The sequence below is a fragment of the Kushneria pakistanensis genome (assembly GCF_014652795.1).
Classification (GTDB): domain Bacteria; phylum Pseudomonadota; class Gammaproteobacteria; order Pseudomonadales; family Halomonadaceae; genus Kushneria; species Kushneria pakistanensis.
Window position 1 is genome coordinate 104,151 of sequence record NZ_BMZM01000003.1, and the last position, 18,209, is coordinate 122,359.

Genomic DNA, 18,209 nt, shown 5'->3' on the forward strand with positions numbered 1-18,209 from the left:
TTGATGGGGCTGACTCAGGGGCAGGGGTTGGGTAGACGCTTGTGGACACCCTCAATGGCCTCGATGACCTCATCGGAAAGCGTGATGGATTCGCTGGCGATGTTGCGCTCGAGCTGCTCGAGCGTGGTGGCTCCGATAATGTTGCTGGTCAGGAAGGGGCGGGTATTGACCCATGCCAGCGCCATCTGGGCCGGATCAAGATCAAAGCGTCGGGCGATATCGACATAGGCCCAGGTCGCCTCTTCGGCCAGCGTTGAGTTGTAGCGCTGAAAGCGCTCAAACAGGGTCAGTCTTGCGCCCTCGGGCTTCACGCCGCCCAGATACTTGCCGCTGAGCACGCCAAAGGCCAGCGGCGAGTAAGCCAGCAGCCCGACATTTTCGCGGTGGCTGATCTCGGCCATGCCGATTTCATAGCTGCGGTTGAGCAGATTATAGGGATTCTGGACCGATACCACGCGCGGCAGATTCATGGTCTCTGCCAGTCGCAGGCAGGTCATGGTGCCCCAGGGGGTTTCATTGGAAAGTCCGATGGTACGAATCTTGCCGGCATCCACGGCTTCCTTGAGCGCCGACAGGGTTTCTTCCAGTGGGGTGGCGTCCGGGGCTTCTTCATGCTGGTAGTCCAGCTTGCCGAAGTAGTTGGCAGGACGGTCCGGCCAATGCAACTGATAAAGGTCGAGATAGTCGGTGTTCAGGCGCTTGAGACTGTCATCGAGGGCCTGATGGATCTGCTCGCGCGAAAGTTTCGGCCCGCCGCGCAGATGCTCCATGCCGCGACCGGCGCCTGCTACCTTGCTGGCCAGCACGATGTCGTCGCGACGTCCGCGCGCTTTCAGCCAGCTGCCGATATAGGCCTCCGTGCGGCCCTGCGTTTCGCCACCCGGCGGAACCGGATACATTTCTGCTGTATCAATGAAGTCGATGCCGGCGGCCAGTGCGCGATCAAGCTGCTGGTGGGCCTCGGTTTCACTGTTTTGTTCGCCAAAGGTCATGGTGCCAAGACAGAGCCGGCTGACCGTAATGCCACTGTCACCGAGAGGACGTCTTTCCATGGGGTCTCCAGAGCCTTGTGTCGCGGTTGAATGCCCATGTTAGACGGGCGCCGATGCGCGGGCAAACACGGGGCTTGAGTCGCCTTTCACACAGGCGTATATTGCCGGCCTCGCCGCACCGGGTGAACAACGCCTGGTGGAACGCGCGACGATGGGGTCATCCCCTTGTTTTTACTCTGCAGGTGATGAGTCACCTTCACGGCAACAGTAGTTCGCATCAATGCCCAATCCCTGCCACGCTATGAGCAGGCAGAGCAGGACTCGAACACTGGAACTCACAAGGTTGGTTGTTATGCTGCGGTCTGCTCAAGTATTCACACAGCTTGAATATCGTCTCGCATCGCATCTGATGCAGGCGCCCTGGCTGGAAAGCTCCGTACAAAAGCGCCGTTTGACCATGCATCTGTTTCGACGCTGTGCCAATGCAGGCCACGTCGATGCATTGTCCACCTATGGCGTCATGCTGTTTCGCCGTGGCCACACGGCACGCGACAAGGCAAGGGGCGTGCGTTGCATGGTACAGGCGGCCGAGGCCGGTCATCCCGAAGCACAGTATCAGGTCGGCCACATCTATGAACATGGCTGCACCCAGTTTGCCCGTCGGGAAGATCGTGCAGTGACCTGGTATGCCCGCGCGGCCGAAGCCGGCCATGCCGGCGCTGCACAGCGGCTTTCCCGCGCCTTTGATCAGGGCGAACTGGGATTGCCGGTAGACCCCGAACGCTCAAGGCACTGGCGCCTGTCTGATAGCGAAAAAGCGCCTGCTACCCGGCAGCCGGCTTCATCGCCCGGGCGGGCACCTGCCCTGCAATAGTGCTGTTGCTGTTGCGATCGATATCATTGAAAAAGCCCGAATCCAGTGGATTCGGGCTTTTTCATGCTGGCATCAATGAAAGGTAGTGTGGCTCAGGCGCCTGACACACTCAGCAGCACCTTGCCGATACTGTTGTTCTCCTCCAGAAAGCGCATGGCCTCATCGGCTTCCTGAATGGAGAAGGTGCGATCGATCAGCGGCTTGACGCGGCCATTCTCCAAAAGCGGCCATACATGGGCATGCAGGGCGTCCATGACGCTGCCCTTGCCGGCCGGCGAACGTGAGCGCAGGGTCGAACCGATCAGACGCTGGCGCTTCATCAGCATGCGGGCCAGGTCAACTTTGGTTTCCTTGCCTCCCATGAAGCCGATCAGGATGATGCGGCCGTCCAGATTGAGCACCTGCTGGTTCCATTCGATGTACTCACCGGCCACCGGGTCGAGCACCACATCCACACCGCCCCAATCCTGTACGGCGTCGACAAAGCTGCCGTCGTGACGATTCCAGCCGGCCTGAGCGCCGAGTTTCTTGCAGGCATCAATCTTGTCCTGGCTGCCCACGGTGACAAAGCAGGGGTTGTTGAAGGCGTGACAGAGCTGAATGGCCGCCGTGCCGACACCGCTGGCGCCGGCATGCAGCAAGACCCGCTCGCCGTCACGCAGGTCGGCTTCCATATAGAGATTGAGCCAGGCGGTGGCAAAGACCTCGGGCAGGGCAGCAGCATCACGCAGCGTCATGCCCTCGGGAATGCGCAGGACCTGTGCTTCGTTGACCACGACCTGTTCGGCATAGCCGCCACCGGAGAGCAGTGCGCAGACCTGATCACCCACGCGAAAACGCTCGACTGACGTTCCTACGCTGGCGACCACGCCACTGACTTCCAGGCCGAGAACTTCGGAGGCACCCCTGGGGGGTGGATAGCCGCCATCGCGCTGAAGCACATCCGCGCGGTTCATACCCGCCCAGGCCACATCGATCAGAACTTCGCTGCCACCGGGGGAGGGCAGATCATTGTGCTCACACCATTGAAGGTGTGAATCCTTGACGGCGATGGCATACATGCGGTGCTACTCCTGAAAGGTTGAGATTTAGTCGAAAAGAGCGTCCAGCAGGTCATCCGGCGTGCTGGCGCTGATCAGCGTGGCGCGCGTGTCCGCGTTGAGAAACCCCGCCTCGACCGTGTTATCCAGAAACTGTAGCAGGGGATCAAAGAAGCGTTCGTGATTGAGCAGACCAATGGGCTTGCGGTGCAGGCCCAGGTAACGCCAGGTCCAGGTCTCGAAGAACTCTTCGAAGGTGCCGATGCCTCCCGGCAGCGTGACAAAGGCGTCGCTGTGGGCGGCCATCTGCGCCTTGCGGGTATGCATGTCCGGCACCCGGAGCAGTTCGGTCAGTTCCGTATGAGCCACCTCTCGCTCAACGAGGTGGTCCGGGATGACGCCAACCACCTCGCCACCGGCGGCCAGCGCGGCGCTGGCACAGGCGCCCATGAGGCCGGTGCGTCCGCCACCATAGACCAGGCGCCAGCCCCGCCGGGCGATCCCCTCGCCGACGGCTTCGGCCAGCTGTTGCCAGTGAGGGGCATGGCCGCTGCGAGAGCCCATGTAAACGCAGACGCTGAGGCCTTCGAAGGGCCGGGTATGGCTTTTCATGACGATTCCTGCTGCTGGTGGATCAGACGGGTGCTGCTGTCCGGCGCTCAGCCAACGCTTTCGGCAACCTGCGGATAGTGCTCATCAATCCAGGCGCCGATGGCGTTGTAGTCGCTGACATGATGGGCATACTGCGTATGCAGGCAGCGTACCTGCTGCCAGTTGGTAATGCCGCCCACGCCGCGCTCGGTCAGGGCCTTCGTGAAACCAAGCCGCTCGATCTCGGCGCGCTCGTGCTCATCAATCCATGACCAGCGCTTTTGGACGTAGGCTTCATGACTCTGGCGATAGGCCTCCCGCAGCGCCTCGTTTTCCTTGAGGTGCGCCTCAAGGCGCTTGATGACCCCATCGGCTTCAAGATGGGACAGCGCCACGGTCAGCTCGCGACTGCAGAGCCAGTAAAGGGTCGGAAAGGGCTTGCCTTCTACCAGCGGGGCCACACGCAGTGCCAGCGGCGTACCGCGGCTGTCTTCGGCGCTGACGGCCTGAAGGCCGCGCGGCGTGCGACCCAGCTGCTGGGTGATGATATCGAGCTGGGCGTCGCTGGGGGCGTGGTCGGTACGAATGATCATGGTTGGATAGGCAGTTCGACGCGGGCGCAGGGCACACGCTCTTGAAAGGAAAGGGGCAGACGCAGTCTGCGCGAAAACGGGTATGCATCATAGACACGCCCCTGCCCACCGGCAAGGCGTGCGCGGCCATCTTATACTGACCATCAGCTTGTCGGATTCATGCAATGTCGCCTGCCAGGGAGACGCCATGTCAGAAAACGATGCCTCTGTAGAAAACTGCTGCGCCCTGTGTACACGCCAGGGGGTGACGCTGACCCGTCATCATCTGATTCCACGCGCGCTGCATGGGCGAAAGCGGTTTCGCAAACGTTTCAGTCGCGAAGAGATGAAAGGCGACATTCTGATGATCTGTCGCCCCTGTCATAACCATATTCATCGCGTGCTCAGCGAGCGCGAGATGGCCGAGCATTACCACACGCGTGAGGCGCTGCTGACACAGCCCGAGATTGCCGAATTTGCCCGCTGGCTTTCAACTCGCCCGGCCGGTTTCAAGCCCAAGTCGCCGATCAGGCGTCAGCGCTGAGCCTTTGCATGACGCAGGTCTCAAACAAGCCGCTGTGCGCTGTAATCCTGCCAGGCATGGGGCAGACGCTCCTCAAGTGCAGGGGCAAGCCAGGCCGGCAGTGCCTCGCGTGCCTGTTCAAGGCTTTCCCAGGGGCGCAGTCGTACCCAGGCCCAGGCCCAGCCATCGCACTGCGACGGTGTCCTTGGCAGCGGGTGTGCCGGCATCTGGGACAGCAGAAAAAGGGCGCTGCGAGTGGCCCAGGTGGGCGGATGATCGGCCCTTGAGGCAGGGGCGGCCCAGCGTTTGAGGGTGTCGCCGTCCGGGTCGTGCGCCGGGTCACCCAGGCGGGCGATGCGGGCGGTATCGGCCAGAATGATGCCCAGTTTGGCCGGCGTGGTCTCGCCAATCTCGAGCCAGCGCTCGATCAGGGAGGGCAAGCCGGCCATGGCACTGGTATAAAAGTCGCTATCGGTCATGACGTGTCTGTTCAGAAATCGGCTCGGACAAGGAAACGATGCCGCCGGCATCACGACATCACGTATTCAATCACGCTTCGGTCAGTGTCTGACCGGATCTGCATCCCGGGGAGTCTGCATGTCGCACGATAGTGCCGCCTTTGATTTTACGACACCGCTGGATCGGCGGATGTACCCTACCACCAAATGGCATCTGTATGACGAGGATGTGCTGCCGCTGTGGGTAGCCGACATGGATTTTGCCGTGGCCCCGGCCATTCAGACGGCACTGTCCGAGCGTCTGGCCCATCCGGTATTTGGCTACACCCATGCCGACCGTGACCTGAAACAGGCACTGTGTCAGTGGAGCCTCGAGCACTATGGCTGGGAGATCGAGCCTGGCTGGCAGCACTGGCTGCCCGGCGTGGTGCCGGCACTGCATGTGGCCAGTCTCGCCCTGACCGAGCCCGGCGATGGTGTGCTGACCGTCACACCCATCTATCCGCCCTTCTTGAAGGTGGCCGACAATACCGGGCGCACCACGCAGGTGGCCCCCATGCGTGCGCCGAGCTCTGATGATCCGCTGTGGCGTCTGGACTTCGAGGCCATGGAGGCGGCGGTCACGCCGCGCACCCGGCTGCTGCTCTGGTGTCATCCACACAATCCGACCGGGCGTGTCTTTGACGATGAAGAGCTCTCCCGGCTGGCCGATTTCATCGAGCGTCATGATCTGCTGGTCTGCTCCGATGAGCTGCACTGTGACCTGATTCTGGACGGCAGTGCGCATCGCCCGCTGGCCATGGCCGAGCCGCGACTGGCGGCACGTACCATCACGCTATGGGCAGCGTCCAAGACCTTTAATGTGGCAGGACTCACCAGCGCCTGCGCGGTGATCAGTGATGACGATCTGCGTGCACGGTTCAAGAAGGGCTGCCTGGGACTGATGCCCTCGGAAAACATCATGGGCGAGACGGCAACCAAAGCTGCCTACGCGCATGGTGAGCCCTGGCGCCAGGCACTGCTGGCACAGCTTCGCGACAATCTGGCGTTGATCGAATCCTTCGTGGCGCGCTGGCCGGGTGTACATCTGAGTGTGCCGCAGGCGACCTATCTGGCCTGGCTGGATCTGCGTGAGGCCGGTCTTGGCGAGATGCCGCAAAAGGAAGTGCTCATGCGTGCCCGGGTGGCGCTCAACAATGGCGCCGATTTTGGCTGGCCCGGTTTTGCCCGGCTTAATTTCGGCACCGAGCGGGCCCTGCTGGAACAGGCCCTGATACGCATGGATGCGCTGCTGGGTACAGGCGACGAGCCGTAAAGGCAAAAAAACGCCCGGTCTTTTGGGAGGCCGGGCGTTCGATGAAGCGGTGGGTGATCAGTACAGCAGGGTAAACATGCGCCGACGGTAGGCGACCGTCAGCGGATGGTCGCCACCAAGGGCATCAAAGACGCGCAGCAGCGTCTTGCGCGCGGCGTCTTCACCGTAGGCGCGATCGCGCTTCATCAGTTCAAGCAGACCTTCAAGGCCATGTTCGTAGTCGCCATCGGCCACGGCGCGCAGGGCACGCTGAAACTGCGCTTCGCTGTCATCACGGCCTGACATGGCCGCGATATCTTCTGTAGAGAGGGCCTCACGAGCGAAGTCGATACGGGCGCGCACACCGCGGGCCTTGACGCCGTCACGATGCTCTGGCGGCAGGGCATCGAGAACACTGAGCGCATCGTCAAAATGGCCTTCACGGGTCATGACGCCCGCCATGTCGATGCGATAGCTGTGATCGTCGGGATTTTCGCTGATCAGCTTTTCAAAAAGCGCGCGAGCTGTTGCCGTGTCGCCGGCGTCAAGCGCGGCCCGGGCCTGCTCCTCGATGCTTTCACTGCCGCCTTCAGGAGCGGTGATATGCTTGCCGAGCCATTCACGGATCTGACGTTCCGGTAGCGCACCCTGGAACTGATCATACAGCTGGCCCTGCATGATCAGCTTGACGTCCGGTACCGAGCGAATGCCCAGCTGCGCGGCAATCTGCTGCTGCTCTTCGATATTAAGCTTTGCCAGTATGAACGTGCCCTGATACTCATGGGCCAGCTTTTCCAGTACCGGCATCAGGGTCCTGCAGGATTCACTTGAGGGCGCCCAGCTCTCCAGCACCACGGGAATGTGCATGGAGCCTTCCAGTACCACCTGCTGGAAGTTGGACATGTCGAGATCAACGATAAACTGCGAGGCATCGACAGCGCCGCCGGCGCTCTGGCCGGGCTGTGGTGACGGTGCGCCCATGGGTTCACCGGTTTTGGGATCAACGATCTGCATGATGGCAAACTCTTGCTGAAGGGGATTCATGACGCGTTGGAATATAGGGTGTTTATGGCGCTGGCCGGCGATGAATTCAAGACGCTGCGCCAAATAGGGAAGGTGAACCGGACATGCAGGCAGTCAATGCGCAATGACAGACGCCATGTTCACAGGAAGAGAGGAATCATGATGCTGATCAAGGGGCTGGCAGGAATAGCGGCGCTTTTGGCGCTGTTGCTGACAGGACCTGCGATCGTGTGGTGGCTGGGCGGTATCGATACGCGTACTGGCTGGGCCAGTGCCGGACGAGAATCCGCTGGTCTGGCGCCTCGGGCCGAGGCCTTTGATGGCGCCGTGGTCCAGCTCTACGGCGCTCGCGCCTTCGCCTGGCGCGGTGCCTTTGCCATGCATACCTGGATTGCCGTCAAGGCGGCAGGTGCCAGTCATTACACTACCTATGAGGTGCAGGGTTGGCGTCAGCCCACCGTACGCATGCGTTACGGCACGCCGGATCGCGAGTGGTTTGGACAGCGCCCGCATCTGATGGCGGATCTGCGGGGTGATCAGGCGACACGCGCCATCGCTCATATCGAGCAGGCGGTTGATGAGTATCCCTGGCCGCAGCGCTATCGTGTTTTTCCCGGCCCCAACAGCAATACGTTCATTGCCTGGCTGATACGTCAGGTGCCCGAGCTTGAGGTGGAAATGCCCTCGCTGGCGCTGGGCAAGGATTACCTGATCGATGGGGCGCGTCCGCTGGGGCATTTCTTCGGACCGGCGCCCAGCGGCACAGGCTATCAGATTTCCCTTTATGGTCTGCTCGGGATCATGGTGGCCCGTGATGAAGGCCTTGAGTTCAATCTACTGGGACTGGTCTTTGGGGTCGATCCACTGGATTTGGCCATCAAGTTGCCGGGCATCGGGCGGATCGCACCGGCACCGCTGTATCAGTCGCAGCACGAATAAATCATGACACAAGGGAGCGAAATAGCGGGCCTGAGCGCCGGAGTGAAATAAGCAGGGAGCTGACGGCTATTTTGTTCGGATAGAGCGCGCCGGAATTTTTGGCAGGCGCCAGACGTCAAAAAGCCGACCCTGAGGTCGGCTAAATAAACGGTTTGTCGCTGGCAGCGGGGGCCGCTGGTGTTGAAATAAACAGGGAACCGACGACCGCTCGGACAGCAGGATATGGGACTGCACCCAAACGCCAGACGTAAAAAAGCCGACCCCAAGGTCGGCTAAATAAACGGTTTGTCGCTGGTGGCGGGGGCCGCTGGTGTTGAAATAAACAGGGAACCGACGACCGCTCGGACAGCAGGATATGGGACTGCACCCAAACGCCAGACGTAAAAAAGCCGACCCCAAGGTCGGCCTGATAAACGGTTTGTCGCTGGCAGCGGGGGCCGCTGGTGTTGAAATAAACAGGGAACCGACGACCGCTCGGACAGCAGGGTATGGGGCTGCACCCAAACACCAGACGTAAAAAAGCCGACCCTGAGGTCGGCTAAATAAACTGTTTGTCGATGGTAGCGGGGGCCGGATTTGAACCGACGACCTTCGGGTTATGAGCCCGACGAGCTACCAGGCTGCTCCACCCCGCATCGACGTGCTGTGCATCTTACGCGATTTTGCTGTGGTGTCAACCGTCTGTGTCAGATTCCTGCAACATGGCCATGAGTGTCTCAAGGCGAGGCGCCATGCGCTGCCAGTCATCACGGTCGATCGGGCCGCTGGCCAGCAGTCGGCACTGCAGCTGCTCGAGCTCTTCCATGGGGCCTGTCATGTTGCCCATGGCGTCATTGAGCCGGGCCACCTGAACATCCAGACGCCGTGAGGAATCTTCCCCACCCAGCGGTGCATCCACCAGTACGGACAGGTGCACACGAAGATGCTCCAGCCATTCGCGCGCCTTGTCCTGCTCGCCGGTCGCGCGACGCTCATTGCGCAGCCTGTGGGCCTCCATGGCCTGCGGAGACAGGTGTAGTGTCGCTTCGACATTCTCGGCGGGTGCGCCGGTCAGGGCGCGGCTGTCCGCTTCCACGTGCGCTTCCAGCAATGGCTGCCATTGTTGCCAGCGCTCGGCCAGCGTACCCAGAGCCAGACGATCAAGCCGCTCCCGACGATCTCGAAGGATGCCTTCCCAGCGCTTGAGCATGCCGGCAGTGCGCGGGCCATTGGGCAGGGGCATCAGCGCATCTGCTTCCTTCTCGGCCTCATCCAGGGTCACCTGCTCGGCAACACTTTCAGGCATCCACCCATCAAGGCGGTCGATCAATGCCTGCATCTGGTCAATGCGGCTGTCACGCTGCTGACGTTTATGGTTACGCTGGGCGTTGCGCCGCTCGAAAATGGCGTCACAGTGCTGGCGGAAGGCGCGCCACAGGGTCTGCTCTTCGCCTCTCGGGGCGCGCCCGAGTTCGCGCCATCGGGTCTGCAGCGCCTTGGCCATGTCGGCACGGCGTTCGTCATCGATATCGCTCTCTTCCAGTTCACGAATCTCATCGACCAGCGCCTGCTTGGCCTGGGCCACGGCGCGCGCCTGCTGGTCAATCAGGGTCTGTAGCGCCCGCAGTGATCTGGTGAAACGCTGACGCAACTCACCTTCCCGGGCGCGAGGCACGGGGGACCACTGACGCCATGCTTCACGGGCACGATCGCGAATGGTGCGCAGGCTGTCGGGGTCGGAAGTGGCCGCGGTGTGGCTGACCAGCGTTTCCAGCTGCTCACAGAGCCTTTCCCGCTCGGCCATGTTGTTCTCGCGCTGCTGATCGCGACGCTGATGGAACGCCGAGAGCTGTTCACGCACCTGATCGGAGGCCTGACGAAAGCGGACAGAGCGCTCGCGCGAGGCGGCGGCATCGCCCAGTGCCTTCCAGTCGCGCACCATGCGGCGGTGTTGCTGGTCACGGGTGGGTTCATCCATGTCTGCCGCGGCAAGTCCTTCCATGCCCTCGATCAGCTGCTCGCGCTTGGGCGCTGCTGCAAAGTTGCGCCAGTCGCGCAGCTCATGCGTGCGCTGGCCGAGCTGGTTGAGTCGGGCCTGCAGGCTGTCGCGCTTGTCCGCCGGCAGGCGATGGCGGCGCTGCATCAGGCTGTCCAGCAGACGTGTGGCCTCCTGGAGCTCGCCACGATCAAGCTGGCTTTCCAGCTGATCGAGGGAGTGTTGAAACTGATCCGGGTCGAGCGCGGGGCGCGAGGGTGCCGGGGCACTGTCGGACACGGCTGCGGGTTCGGGCAGATGGGTGAGCAGGCCCGGGCAGGGCAATCCGCCCGGCCAGGCGATGGTGCGCTTTAATTGCTCGATGGTCGGGAAGTCGCGCTGGTCGATGGCATCATTCAACGCCTGTTGATGCTCCTCGAAGCGTTGCCACGCTGACGTCAGCTCGCTTGCCCTTTGCAGCAGTGCTTCAAAATGCTTCTGATCTTCCTGGCTTGGGGCAATACGGTCGGTGAGATCACGCCACTGTTCGGCCTGCAGTCTGAAATGCGCCTGCAGCTGAGCCACATCCTGGGCGTCGAGTGTGGCGCGATGCTCCAGATCTTTCAGGGCCTGGTTCAGTGAATTGATGATGCGCTGGCTGTCGCGTCGCGCCATGTCCATGGCCTGCTCGCGCGCCTGTGCTTCACGCTGGGCATTGTCATGTTCAATCACACGGCTGTGCGTGAGCTGTTCTACCCGGTGAAACCGCTGGTGCTGTGATTCATCGGCATCTTCAGCCAGCGCGCGCCATTCGCGCACCAGGTGGCGATAGCGGGCCGGCAGCATGGGCTCCCACTGCTGGTCTGAAAGCCGGGTCATGGCCTGGATCAGGTCGTCACGGCGCTGCTGGCGGGCATCCTGGTCACGGCGCTGCTCGCGACGCTGATTGAGCCGGTCGCGCGCGCTACGCATGATCTGCTTGTCACGCTTCGCTTCACGCGCAAGACGTTCAAGCCCCTCGTCAGTGTCGATTCGGCTTGCCGCAGCCTGGCGCACGCCGGCAATCGAGTTCTGACAGGCCTGCTCGATCAGCGTCTCTTCATCCTCGATACGGGCCAGCGCGGCCAGCCGGAGCTGCTGATTGTCGGCATGCGCGGTAACGTGGGTCAGCAGGGCCGGCTCGGTCAGCGTTCCTACCACCTGCTCGCGCTGTTCCAGTGACAGCAGGGTGCGCTCCCGGCCGGTGAGCGTGTCAAGCAGCGTACGATGCAGCGGTGAGCCGGCATCATTGGTGTTCAGGAGTTCACGATAGCGTTCTGGCGTGGCCAGCCGCTCAAGTGCTGCATGACGTACTTCAACATTGTCATCATGAAGCAGGGTCTCGAGCTTTTCGCGATCGCGCTCGACGTTCAGGCCGGCAATGGCTTCCTGACGAATACGGGGATCATTGTGACGCCAGCGCGGCGTAAATAGACGTTGTAGAAATCCGGGCATGAGATCGATGTCTTTCCAGGCAACTGGCGGTGGCTGAGGACCGGGCGATACGGGCGTTTTGACGTCAGGGCGATAATAACAGGCCAGGGGGTGTGTACCAGAGTCCCCTTTCGGGGGGCGTCGGCAACTGGCGACACCTGACAGATGCCGGCACACACCGTATGATCATGACCCGGAAACATTATCATCGCTCAGGGCGTTCATTCATTATCCGACAGGAAACCGGGCATGAGTCTCAAGGTGGATCAGACGGCCACTGCCTTTACGTTCAAGGGCGGCATGCTGCCCATGACGGTCATGGAGCTTAATAGCTCGGACCCCGAACGTATCAGTGCGCAACTGGCAGGCAAGCTTAGCCAGTCGCCGGCTTTTTTTCAGCATACGCCAGTGGTATTGAGTGTTGAAAAACTCGATGATACCTCACTGGCGCTGGAGCGTCTTTGTGCCGTTTGTCGTTCGCACAAGCTGCTGCCGGTAGCGGTAAGGGGCGGAAGCGAAGGAATCAAGCAGTCGGCATGGGCGCTGGGGCTGGGCTGGTTTCCACCTCAGGAGTCACGCGAGTCGCGCACGCTGGCCTCGGTAGCGCCGCCGCCCCAGCCGGCCGCCGTGGTAGAAGCGTCCGGCAGCGGTGGTCGCATCTTTCGTGGCACGGTGCGCTCAGGGCAGCAGATCAGTGCCGCCGAGGGCGATCTGGTGGTCGTGGGCGCCGTCAATGCCGGTGCCGAGGTACTGGCTGCCGGTAGTGTCCATGTTTATGGCCCCTTGCGGGGGCGCGCCCTGGCAGGTATCCATGGTGATCGTGAATGCGGCATCTTCTGTCATGAGCTGCATGCAGAGCTTTTGTCAGTGGCGGGCAATTACAAGCGCCTTGAGGATATCGACCCGTCACTGCTCAACACGACGGTTCAGGTCAGACTCAGAGATGATCAGTTATCCATAGAAGCACTCGTCTGACCGCGAAGCCCACCTTACAACGCAACAGTTACAGGAAGCGCATTTTGGCCAGGATCATCGTCGTTACATCAGGAAAGGGCGGGGTCGGCAAGACCACCAGCGCGGCAGCCATCGCTACCGGTCTGGCCTTGAGAGGCAACAAGACCGTCGTTATCGATTTTGATGTGGGCCTTCGTAATCTCGACCTGATCATGGGCTGCGAACGTCGCGTGGTCTACGACCTGGTCAACGTCATTCAGGGCGAGGCGGGGCTCAATCAGGCCCTGATCCGCGACAAGCGCTCCGACCATCTTTATATCCTTCCCGCTTCACAGACCCGCGACAAGGATGCCCTGACACTTGAGGGCGTTGAGCAGGTACTCGAAAAGCTGGCAGAGGATTTTGATTATATCGTATGTGACTCGCCTGCCGGGATAGAGCGTGGTGCGCAGCTGGCGATGTATTTTGCCGATGAAGCCATCGTGGTGACCAACCCGGAAGTTTCTTCGGTACGTGACTCCGACCGCATTCTGGGGTTGCTGGCATCCAAGACACGTCGTGCCGAGCAGGCGCAGGACCCGGTCGTTGAGCGGCTTTTAATTACCCGCTATGACCCCAATCGGGTCGACAGCGGTGATATGCTGAATCTGGAAGATATCCAGGAAATTCTGGCGATCAAGCTGATCGGTCTGATTCCGGAGTCCGAGGCCGTGCTGCGCGCGTCCAACTCGGGGGTGCCGGTGACACATGATCAGGACAGCGATGCCGGTCAGGCCTATAGTGATACCGTGGCCAGGCTTTTGGGAGATGAAAAGCCGCTACGCTTCCACCAGCTACAAAAGAAAAGTTTTCTGAGTCGGATCTTCGGCGGGGGGCGTCGGTGAAACTACTGGAATTTCTAAAGCGTGAGCGCAAGAAGTCTGCGTCGGTTGCCAAGGAACGATTGCAGATCATCGTGGCGCATCAGCGTGGTCAGCGTGGTCAGCCCGACTATATGCCCATGCTGGAGCGTGAGCTTCTTGAGGTGATCCGCCGCTATGTGGAAGTCGAGCAGGACGCCATCAATATCAGTCTGGACAGCGAGGATGACTGTTCGGTACTGGAGCTTAACGTGACCCTGCCCAACCGCGGCTGAACATCCGCACGCATGCGCCCTTTCAATGACATCGAGCATTGAAAGGGCGCTGTCGTCTGTACCTTCCTGTCCCGTGATTCTTGTCTGGAGCCACTGCCTTGTCGGCCAGCTTTCTCTTTCATGACTATGAGACCTTCGGTGCTGACCCGCGCCGTGATCGTCCCTCCCAGTTTGCTGCCATCCGAACCGATGCGCAGTTCAATGAAATCGGTGAGCCCGAAGTCATCTACTGCCGTCAGAGTGATGATTATCTGCCTCAGCCGGTGGCGTGCCTGTTGACCGGTATCACACCGCAACAGGCGTCGCGTCGCGGCGTACCCGAAACCGAGTTTGCCGGGCGCATTCTGGCCATGATGCAGCAGGGCGATACCTGCACGCTGGGATATAACTCGCTGCGCTTTGATGATGAAGTCACGCGCCATCTTTTCTATCGCAACTTCATTGACCCCTATGCGCGCGAGTGGCAAAACGGTAACTCTCGCTGGGACCTGATCGATGCCGTACGTGCCTTCTACGCACTGCGTCCAGAGGGCATCGAGTGGCCACGACGGGAAGATGGCAGCCCCAGTTTCAAGCTTGAAAAGCTCAGCGTGGCCAACGGTATCGAGCACGGCGATGCCCACGATGCGCTGGCCGACGTTCGGGCCACCATCGAGCTTGCGAAGCTTCTACGCTCGCGCAACGAAAAGCTCTTTGACTATCTGCTGGGGCTTCGCGACAAGCGCCGGGTCGCCTCTCTGCTGGACGTCAACACGCGAAAACCCATGCTGCACATCTCGCGGCGTTATCCGGCCAGTCGCGGCTGCAGCGCGCTGATTGCGCCACTGGCCATGCACCCGACCAACCCCAATGGGGTGATTGTGGTGGATCTGGCCATGGATCCGACGCCGCTGTTTGAACTGAGTCCCGAGGCCATTGCCGAGCGCGTCTTTGCCAGCGCCGATGAGCTTGCAGAAGGCACCACCCGTATTCCGCTCAAGGTGATCCATCTCAACCGCAGCCCGGTGCTGATGCCGATCAAGGCCGTGGATGACACCGTAGCCGAACGTCTGGGCATTGACCGGGCACAGGCCGAGCAGCACTGGCAGCAGCTCGCCGGCAGTGCTGATATCGCAACACGCGTGGCACAGGCATTCAGTGGTGCGCCGCCGGAGCCGCCTTCCGATCCCGACCTGATGCTTTACTCGGGGGGCTTTTTCTCGGGCAGTGACAAGCGCGAGATGAGTCGTGTTCGGGAAACGCCGGTCGAGACGCTCGAGGCGCTGCGTCCTTCCTTTCAGGACCCCCGCCTGGAGGAGATGTTCTTTCGCTACAAGGCGCGTAACTACCCCGAGGTGTTGAACAGCGAGGAGCGTGAGCGTTGGGAGAATGATCGCTGGGAGCGCATGAATGACCCGAAGGTGGCTGCCATGACGCTGACCGGCTTTGCCCGCGAGATCGAACGGCTCAACGGAGAGTTTGCGCACATGAGCGATGCCGATCGTCAGTGTATCGAAGAGCTGGTAATGCACGTTGAAGGCATGATGCCGCCGCAGGCCTTTGATTAGGCCTGCAGCGTCACGGTTGAAGGCCTATTGCGGCGTGGTCAGGAAAGACTGCCAGGGGGCATCAGCAATATTGGCAGGTACGGCACCATCGGCGCCTGTATTGAGCACCGGGCGGGCCCGTAGCGCCTGCCAGGCCATCTGAATATCCTCAGGGCGCTGACGGCTGACGGCGGCCGCCAGCTGCTCGCGACGGTCAAAGCCGGTCCAGCCGTGCGCCAGTTCCTGCCACAGGCGTGTACTCAACTGGCCCAAGCGTTGTTCTCGCTCGACAAGGCGCTCGGCAACGGCCTGCCGGTAGGGGCTGATACCTGCTTCGTCCACTCCCGTAACGATCTTGTCGAAACCCTGCAGGAATTGATCAATACGCGCCAGCAGGGTCGCCGTATCGTGATCCGGTGACTGTACCAACAGCGCCAGTCCGGGCGCTTCAAGCAGCGGCTGATAGCGCGCCGAAACGATATAGCCCAACTGCTGTTCGGTGCGCAGCTGATTGAAGAAGGGCGCACTGATCATCTGTCCCAGAATGGCCATGCAGGCCTGATCCGCCAGCGTACGGCCCTCACTTTGTAGATAGCGCAGAATACCCGAGTCCTGTCGGCGGCTTTGCGGGCGCATCAGCGGCGGCGTCGCGCGAGGTGAAAGGACCGTCAGCTCGGGGATATCTGAAAGCGCTACCCCGGGTGAGAGCTGCGCCTGCAGGGTTTCGCCCAGCTGGCGGGTCTGGGTCGCCGTGATATTGCCGGCGGCCAGCGCCTGCACATGCAGCGCACTCAGCCACTGCTCACGAAAGTCCCGCAGCGCCCGGGGCGTGATCTCCTCCAGCGCTGCCAACCGGGCTTCACTGGGCCAGGTCGGTGTGATCAGGGTCTGCACCAGGGCGCGGTGGAGCTGCTCATGCAGGGCTGAACTGGGTTCGTCCTGCCAGCGCCGCTTGAGGCTGCGGCTAACGCGCTGAAAATGATGATCGTCAATCTCGCCGTGCATGAGTTGTTCAAGCGTCTGCGTCATCACCAGCGCCTGACGGTCGCGCCAGCCGGAGAGCGAGAGCGTCATGCCGCGGGCGTGGGCATGAGCGCTCATGCCCTGACCGGCCAGGCGGGCCGGGTACAATGCATCGGACAGGCTGTCTTCCAGCCACCGTGCCAGCAGCTCGGTCATGACCGCCCGTTGAACATTTTCACCCGCCCTCGGACTCTGCAGGCTGATGCGCCACTCCACGCGTGGCGCGCCAAATGCTTTTGTCGCATGCAGCCACAGATCCAGCCCCGGCGTATCGATAATGCATTCGGTACCCGCCGTGTCACTATCCAGCAGTGCAAGATCCTGCGCGATAAATTCGTTGGCCGCCGGCAGGGCAAGGCCATCAATGGCAATATTGCCATCCGACTGACTGACGGGCGCGTATTGCCAGGGCGTGTCAAACCAGGGTGAGCGCTGTTCGCCCGTGACCTCCGGGCCGCTGTAAAGACGCAGCAGCCTGTCAGGCGTGATTGCGTTGAGATACTCATGGATGCGAGTACCGTCAAAGCCTTCCATCACAAAGCCTGCCCGACGCACATCCTCAATGGGATAGCGTGCCATTGCCATCGACAGGCTGGTAGCCTGCTGGGCAGGTGTCTGACGCTGCTGAAAGCGAAACTGCTGCTCGACGACGCGGGCCTGCTCGTCATAGCGCCAGGCTTCCACGCCCTGGGTGCGAATGAGCTCAATCCAGGCCATGAGCGAGGCCTGAATCTCTTCCAGATGCTTGCTGCCCTGGGGCGTAAGTTCGATGTTGACCATCAGGAAGGCGCGATGGCCATCGGCGCGGGCGCTGCCGGCAGAGAGGCCGTCTGCCCAGCCGCGCTGGCGCAGACATGCCAGCAGGCTGCCCGGAGCTTCATGTCCGATCATGTGGGACAGAAATGACACCGGCTTGAGACGGTAGTCCCTTTCAGGATCGGGAATGGGAAAGAGAAAGCGTACCTGATGCTGATGTTGCAGCGATTGTACTGCGATTGCCGCGGGCAGTTGCTCATCGATGGCCAGTGGCTGGTCAATGGTGCGCGGTGTCAGGCCTTTATCAGGCACTTCACTGAAGTGATCCCGGGCCATGGCAGAGAGGGTCTCCAGCGACTGTGGGCCTGTCAGGACCAGTGACATGGTGTTGGCATCGTAGTGCGCGTCGTGGAAGGCTACGAGGGCGTCACGCAGGGACGCCTGCGGATGGTCCCGGAGCGTGTCGAGATTGCCGATGCTGAAGCGGTTATAGGGATGGTCGGGATTGAGTGCCTGACTCAGGGCGTCCTCGATGCGCCGGCCATCGTCCTGCAGTCGCGCCTGATACTCGGCATTGACGGCATGTCGCTCGCGCTCGACATAGGCTTCATCGAGCGTCGGGGCGATAAAAAAGCGGCTAAAGCGTGCCAGTGCCGGAGCAAAAGCCTCCGGTGCGATGTCAAAGAAGTAGTTGGTATCACGAGGCGCGGTAAAGGCGTTGTGATGGCCGCCATGCTCGCTCAAAAACTGCTGATAGTCGTTGGGGTCAGGGTAGTGGTCAGTACCTAGAAAAAGCATGTGTTCAAGGAAATGCGCCAGGCCCGGAAATTGCGGGGGGTTGAAGGCGCTGCCGGTGGCCACATTCATCGCCGCGCCGGCACGTTCGGCTCTGGGGTCATGCACCAAAACGACCTGCAGGCCGTTGTCGAGCCTGAGCGGCTGATAGTCAGCGTCGTCACCCGGAGCGGGGATGATGCGATGGTTCTCTCCACTGCGGGAAGAAGTATTTGTCGTCATGGTCATGGGTATCGATCTCGGTCGCGTGATCAGGGCCGGTAACCGGCCTGTACGCTGAAGGTGTC

16 protein-coding genes and 1 tRNA gene are annotated in these 18,209 nt (G+C 61.2%); 8 read left to right on the forward strand and 9 right to left on the reverse strand.

Features of this window, described 5'->3' with window-relative positions; genetic code table 11:
- Positions 1–14: 14 nt before the first annotated feature.
- The gene (locus IE123_RS10945; protein ID WP_189518137.1) at positions 15–1,052 is read right to left on the reverse strand and encodes an NADP(H)-dependent aldo-keto reductase; all 1,038 of its coding nucleotides are present in this window, start codon (positions 1,050–1,052) and stop codon (positions 15–17) included.
- 292 nt (positions 1,053–1,344) lie between these two features.
- Here IE123_RS10945 and IE123_RS10950 point away from each other — a divergent pair, with 292 nt between their 5' ends.
- Positions 1,345–1,866 (forward strand): tetratricopeptide repeat protein, encoded by a 522-nt coding sequence (locus IE123_RS10950; RefSeq protein ID WP_189518140.1) that lies wholly within the window; start codon positions 1,345–1,347, stop codon positions 1,864–1,866.
- A gap of 92 nt (positions 1,867–1,958) precedes the next feature.
- Here the strand turns inward: IE123_RS10950 and IE123_RS10955 are convergent, their stop codons facing one another.
- The 3 genes from IE123_RS10955 to IE123_RS10965 are packed head-to-tail and all read right to left on the reverse strand — an operon-like array spanning position 1,959 to position 4,090.
- Positions 1,959–2,927, reverse strand: coding sequence for an NAD(P)H-quinone oxidoreductase (locus IE123_RS10955; RefSeq protein WP_189518142.1), 969 nt, complete (start codon positions 2,925–2,927; stop codon positions 1,959–1,961).
- Between the two features lie 27 nt (positions 2,928–2,954).
- Positions 2,955–3,518 (reverse strand): LOG family protein, encoded by a 564-nt coding sequence (locus IE123_RS10960; RefSeq protein ID WP_229819716.1) that lies wholly within the window; start codon positions 3,516–3,518, stop codon positions 2,955–2,957.
- Positions 3,519–3,565: 47 nt separating this feature from the next.
- A complete protein-coding gene (locus IE123_RS10965) occupies positions 3,566–4,090 on the reverse strand; it encodes a DUF501 domain-containing protein (RefSeq protein WP_189518144.1) in 525 nt (174 codons plus the stop codon).
- A 187-nt stretch (positions 4,091–4,277) separates the two neighbouring features.
- On the opposite strand from IE123_RS10965, the gene IE123_RS10970 reads away from it, so the two are divergent.
- Positions 4,278–4,613, forward strand: coding sequence for a hypothetical protein (locus IE123_RS10970; RefSeq protein ID WP_189518146.1), 336 nt, complete (start codon positions 4,278–4,280; stop codon positions 4,611–4,613).
- Between the two features lie 20 nt (positions 4,614–4,633).
- Here the strand turns inward: IE123_RS10970 and IE123_RS10975 are convergent, their stop codons facing one another.
- Positions 4,634–5,071 carry a hypothetical protein gene (locus IE123_RS10975; protein WP_189518148.1) on the reverse strand — a complete coding sequence of 146 codons (438 nt, stop codon included), beginning with the start codon at positions 5,069–5,071 and terminating at the stop codon, positions 4,634–4,636.
- A gap of 118 nt (positions 5,072–5,189) precedes the next feature.
- Here IE123_RS10975 and IE123_RS10980 point away from each other — a divergent pair, with 118 nt between their 5' ends.
- Positions 5,190–6,365 carry a MalY/PatB family protein gene (locus tag IE123_RS10980; protein ID WP_189518150.1) on the forward strand — a complete coding sequence of 392 codons (1,176 nt, stop codon included), beginning with the start codon at positions 5,190–5,192 and terminating at the stop codon, positions 6,363–6,365.
- A 57-nt stretch (positions 6,366–6,422) separates the two neighbouring features.
- Here the strand turns inward: IE123_RS10980 and IE123_RS10985 are convergent, their stop codons facing one another.
- Complete coding sequence (locus IE123_RS10985) at positions 6,423–7,358, reverse strand: tetratricopeptide repeat protein (RefSeq protein WP_189518152.1); 936 nt, start codon at positions 7,356–7,358, stop codon at positions 6,423–6,425.
- Positions 7,359–7,526: 168 nt separating this feature from the next.
- Here IE123_RS10985 and IE123_RS10990 point away from each other — a divergent pair, with 168 nt between their 5' ends.
- Positions 7,527–8,306 carry a DUF3750 domain-containing protein gene (locus tag IE123_RS10990; protein ID WP_189518154.1) on the forward strand — a complete coding sequence of 260 codons (780 nt, stop codon included), beginning with the start codon at positions 7,527–7,529 and terminating at the stop codon, positions 8,304–8,306.
- A gap of 558 nt (positions 8,307–8,864) precedes the next feature.
- On the opposite strand, the gene IE123_RS10995 is transcribed toward IE123_RS10990, so the two are convergent.
- Both IE123_RS10995 and IE123_RS11000 read right to left on the reverse strand, forming a co-directional pair.
- Positions 8,865–8,941, reverse strand: a tRNA-Met gene (locus IE123_RS10995).
- A gap of 38 nt (positions 8,942–8,979) precedes the next feature.
- Complete coding sequence (locus tag IE123_RS11000) at positions 8,980–11,754, reverse strand: DUF349 domain-containing protein (RefSeq protein ID WP_189518156.1); 2,775 nt, start codon at positions 11,752–11,754, stop codon at positions 8,980–8,982.
- A 228-nt stretch (positions 11,755–11,982) separates the two neighbouring features.
- Between IE123_RS11000 and minC the strand changes: the two genes are divergently transcribed.
- From minC to sbcB, 4 genes are all read left to right on the forward strand, one after another.
- Positions 11,983–12,708 carry a septum site-determining protein MinC gene (gene minC / locus IE123_RS11005; RefSeq protein WP_189518158.1) on the forward strand — a complete coding sequence of 242 codons (726 nt, stop codon included), beginning with the start codon at positions 11,983–11,985 and terminating at the stop codon, positions 12,706–12,708.
- Between the two features lie 44 nt (positions 12,709–12,752).
- Positions 12,753–13,571 (forward strand): septum site-determining protein MinD, encoded by an 819-nt coding sequence (minD, locus tag IE123_RS11010; RefSeq protein WP_189518160.1) that lies wholly within the window; start codon positions 12,753–12,755, stop codon positions 13,569–13,571.
- Positions 13,568–13,822, forward strand: a complete 255-nt coding sequence (gene minE, locus IE123_RS11015; RefSeq protein WP_086900848.1) for a cell division topological specificity factor MinE — start codon at positions 13,568–13,570, stop codon at positions 13,820–13,822. Before minD ends, minE begins: the two co-directional genes overlap by 4 nt.
- 80 nt (positions 13,823–13,902) lie before the next feature.
- Positions 13,903–15,369 carry an exodeoxyribonuclease I gene (sbcB, locus tag IE123_RS11020; protein ID WP_189518162.1) on the forward strand — a complete coding sequence of 489 codons (1,467 nt, stop codon included), beginning with the start codon at positions 13,903–13,905 and terminating at the stop codon, positions 15,367–15,369.
- 24 nt (positions 15,370–15,393) lie between these two features.
- Here the strand turns inward: sbcB and IE123_RS11025 are convergent, their stop codons facing one another.
- The gene (locus tag IE123_RS11025; RefSeq protein WP_229819717.1) at positions 15,394–18,150 is read right to left on the reverse strand and encodes an insulinase family protein; all 2,757 of its coding nucleotides are present in this window, start codon (positions 18,148–18,150) and stop codon (positions 15,394–15,396) included.
- Between the last annotated feature and the right edge of the window lie 59 nt (positions 18,151–18,209).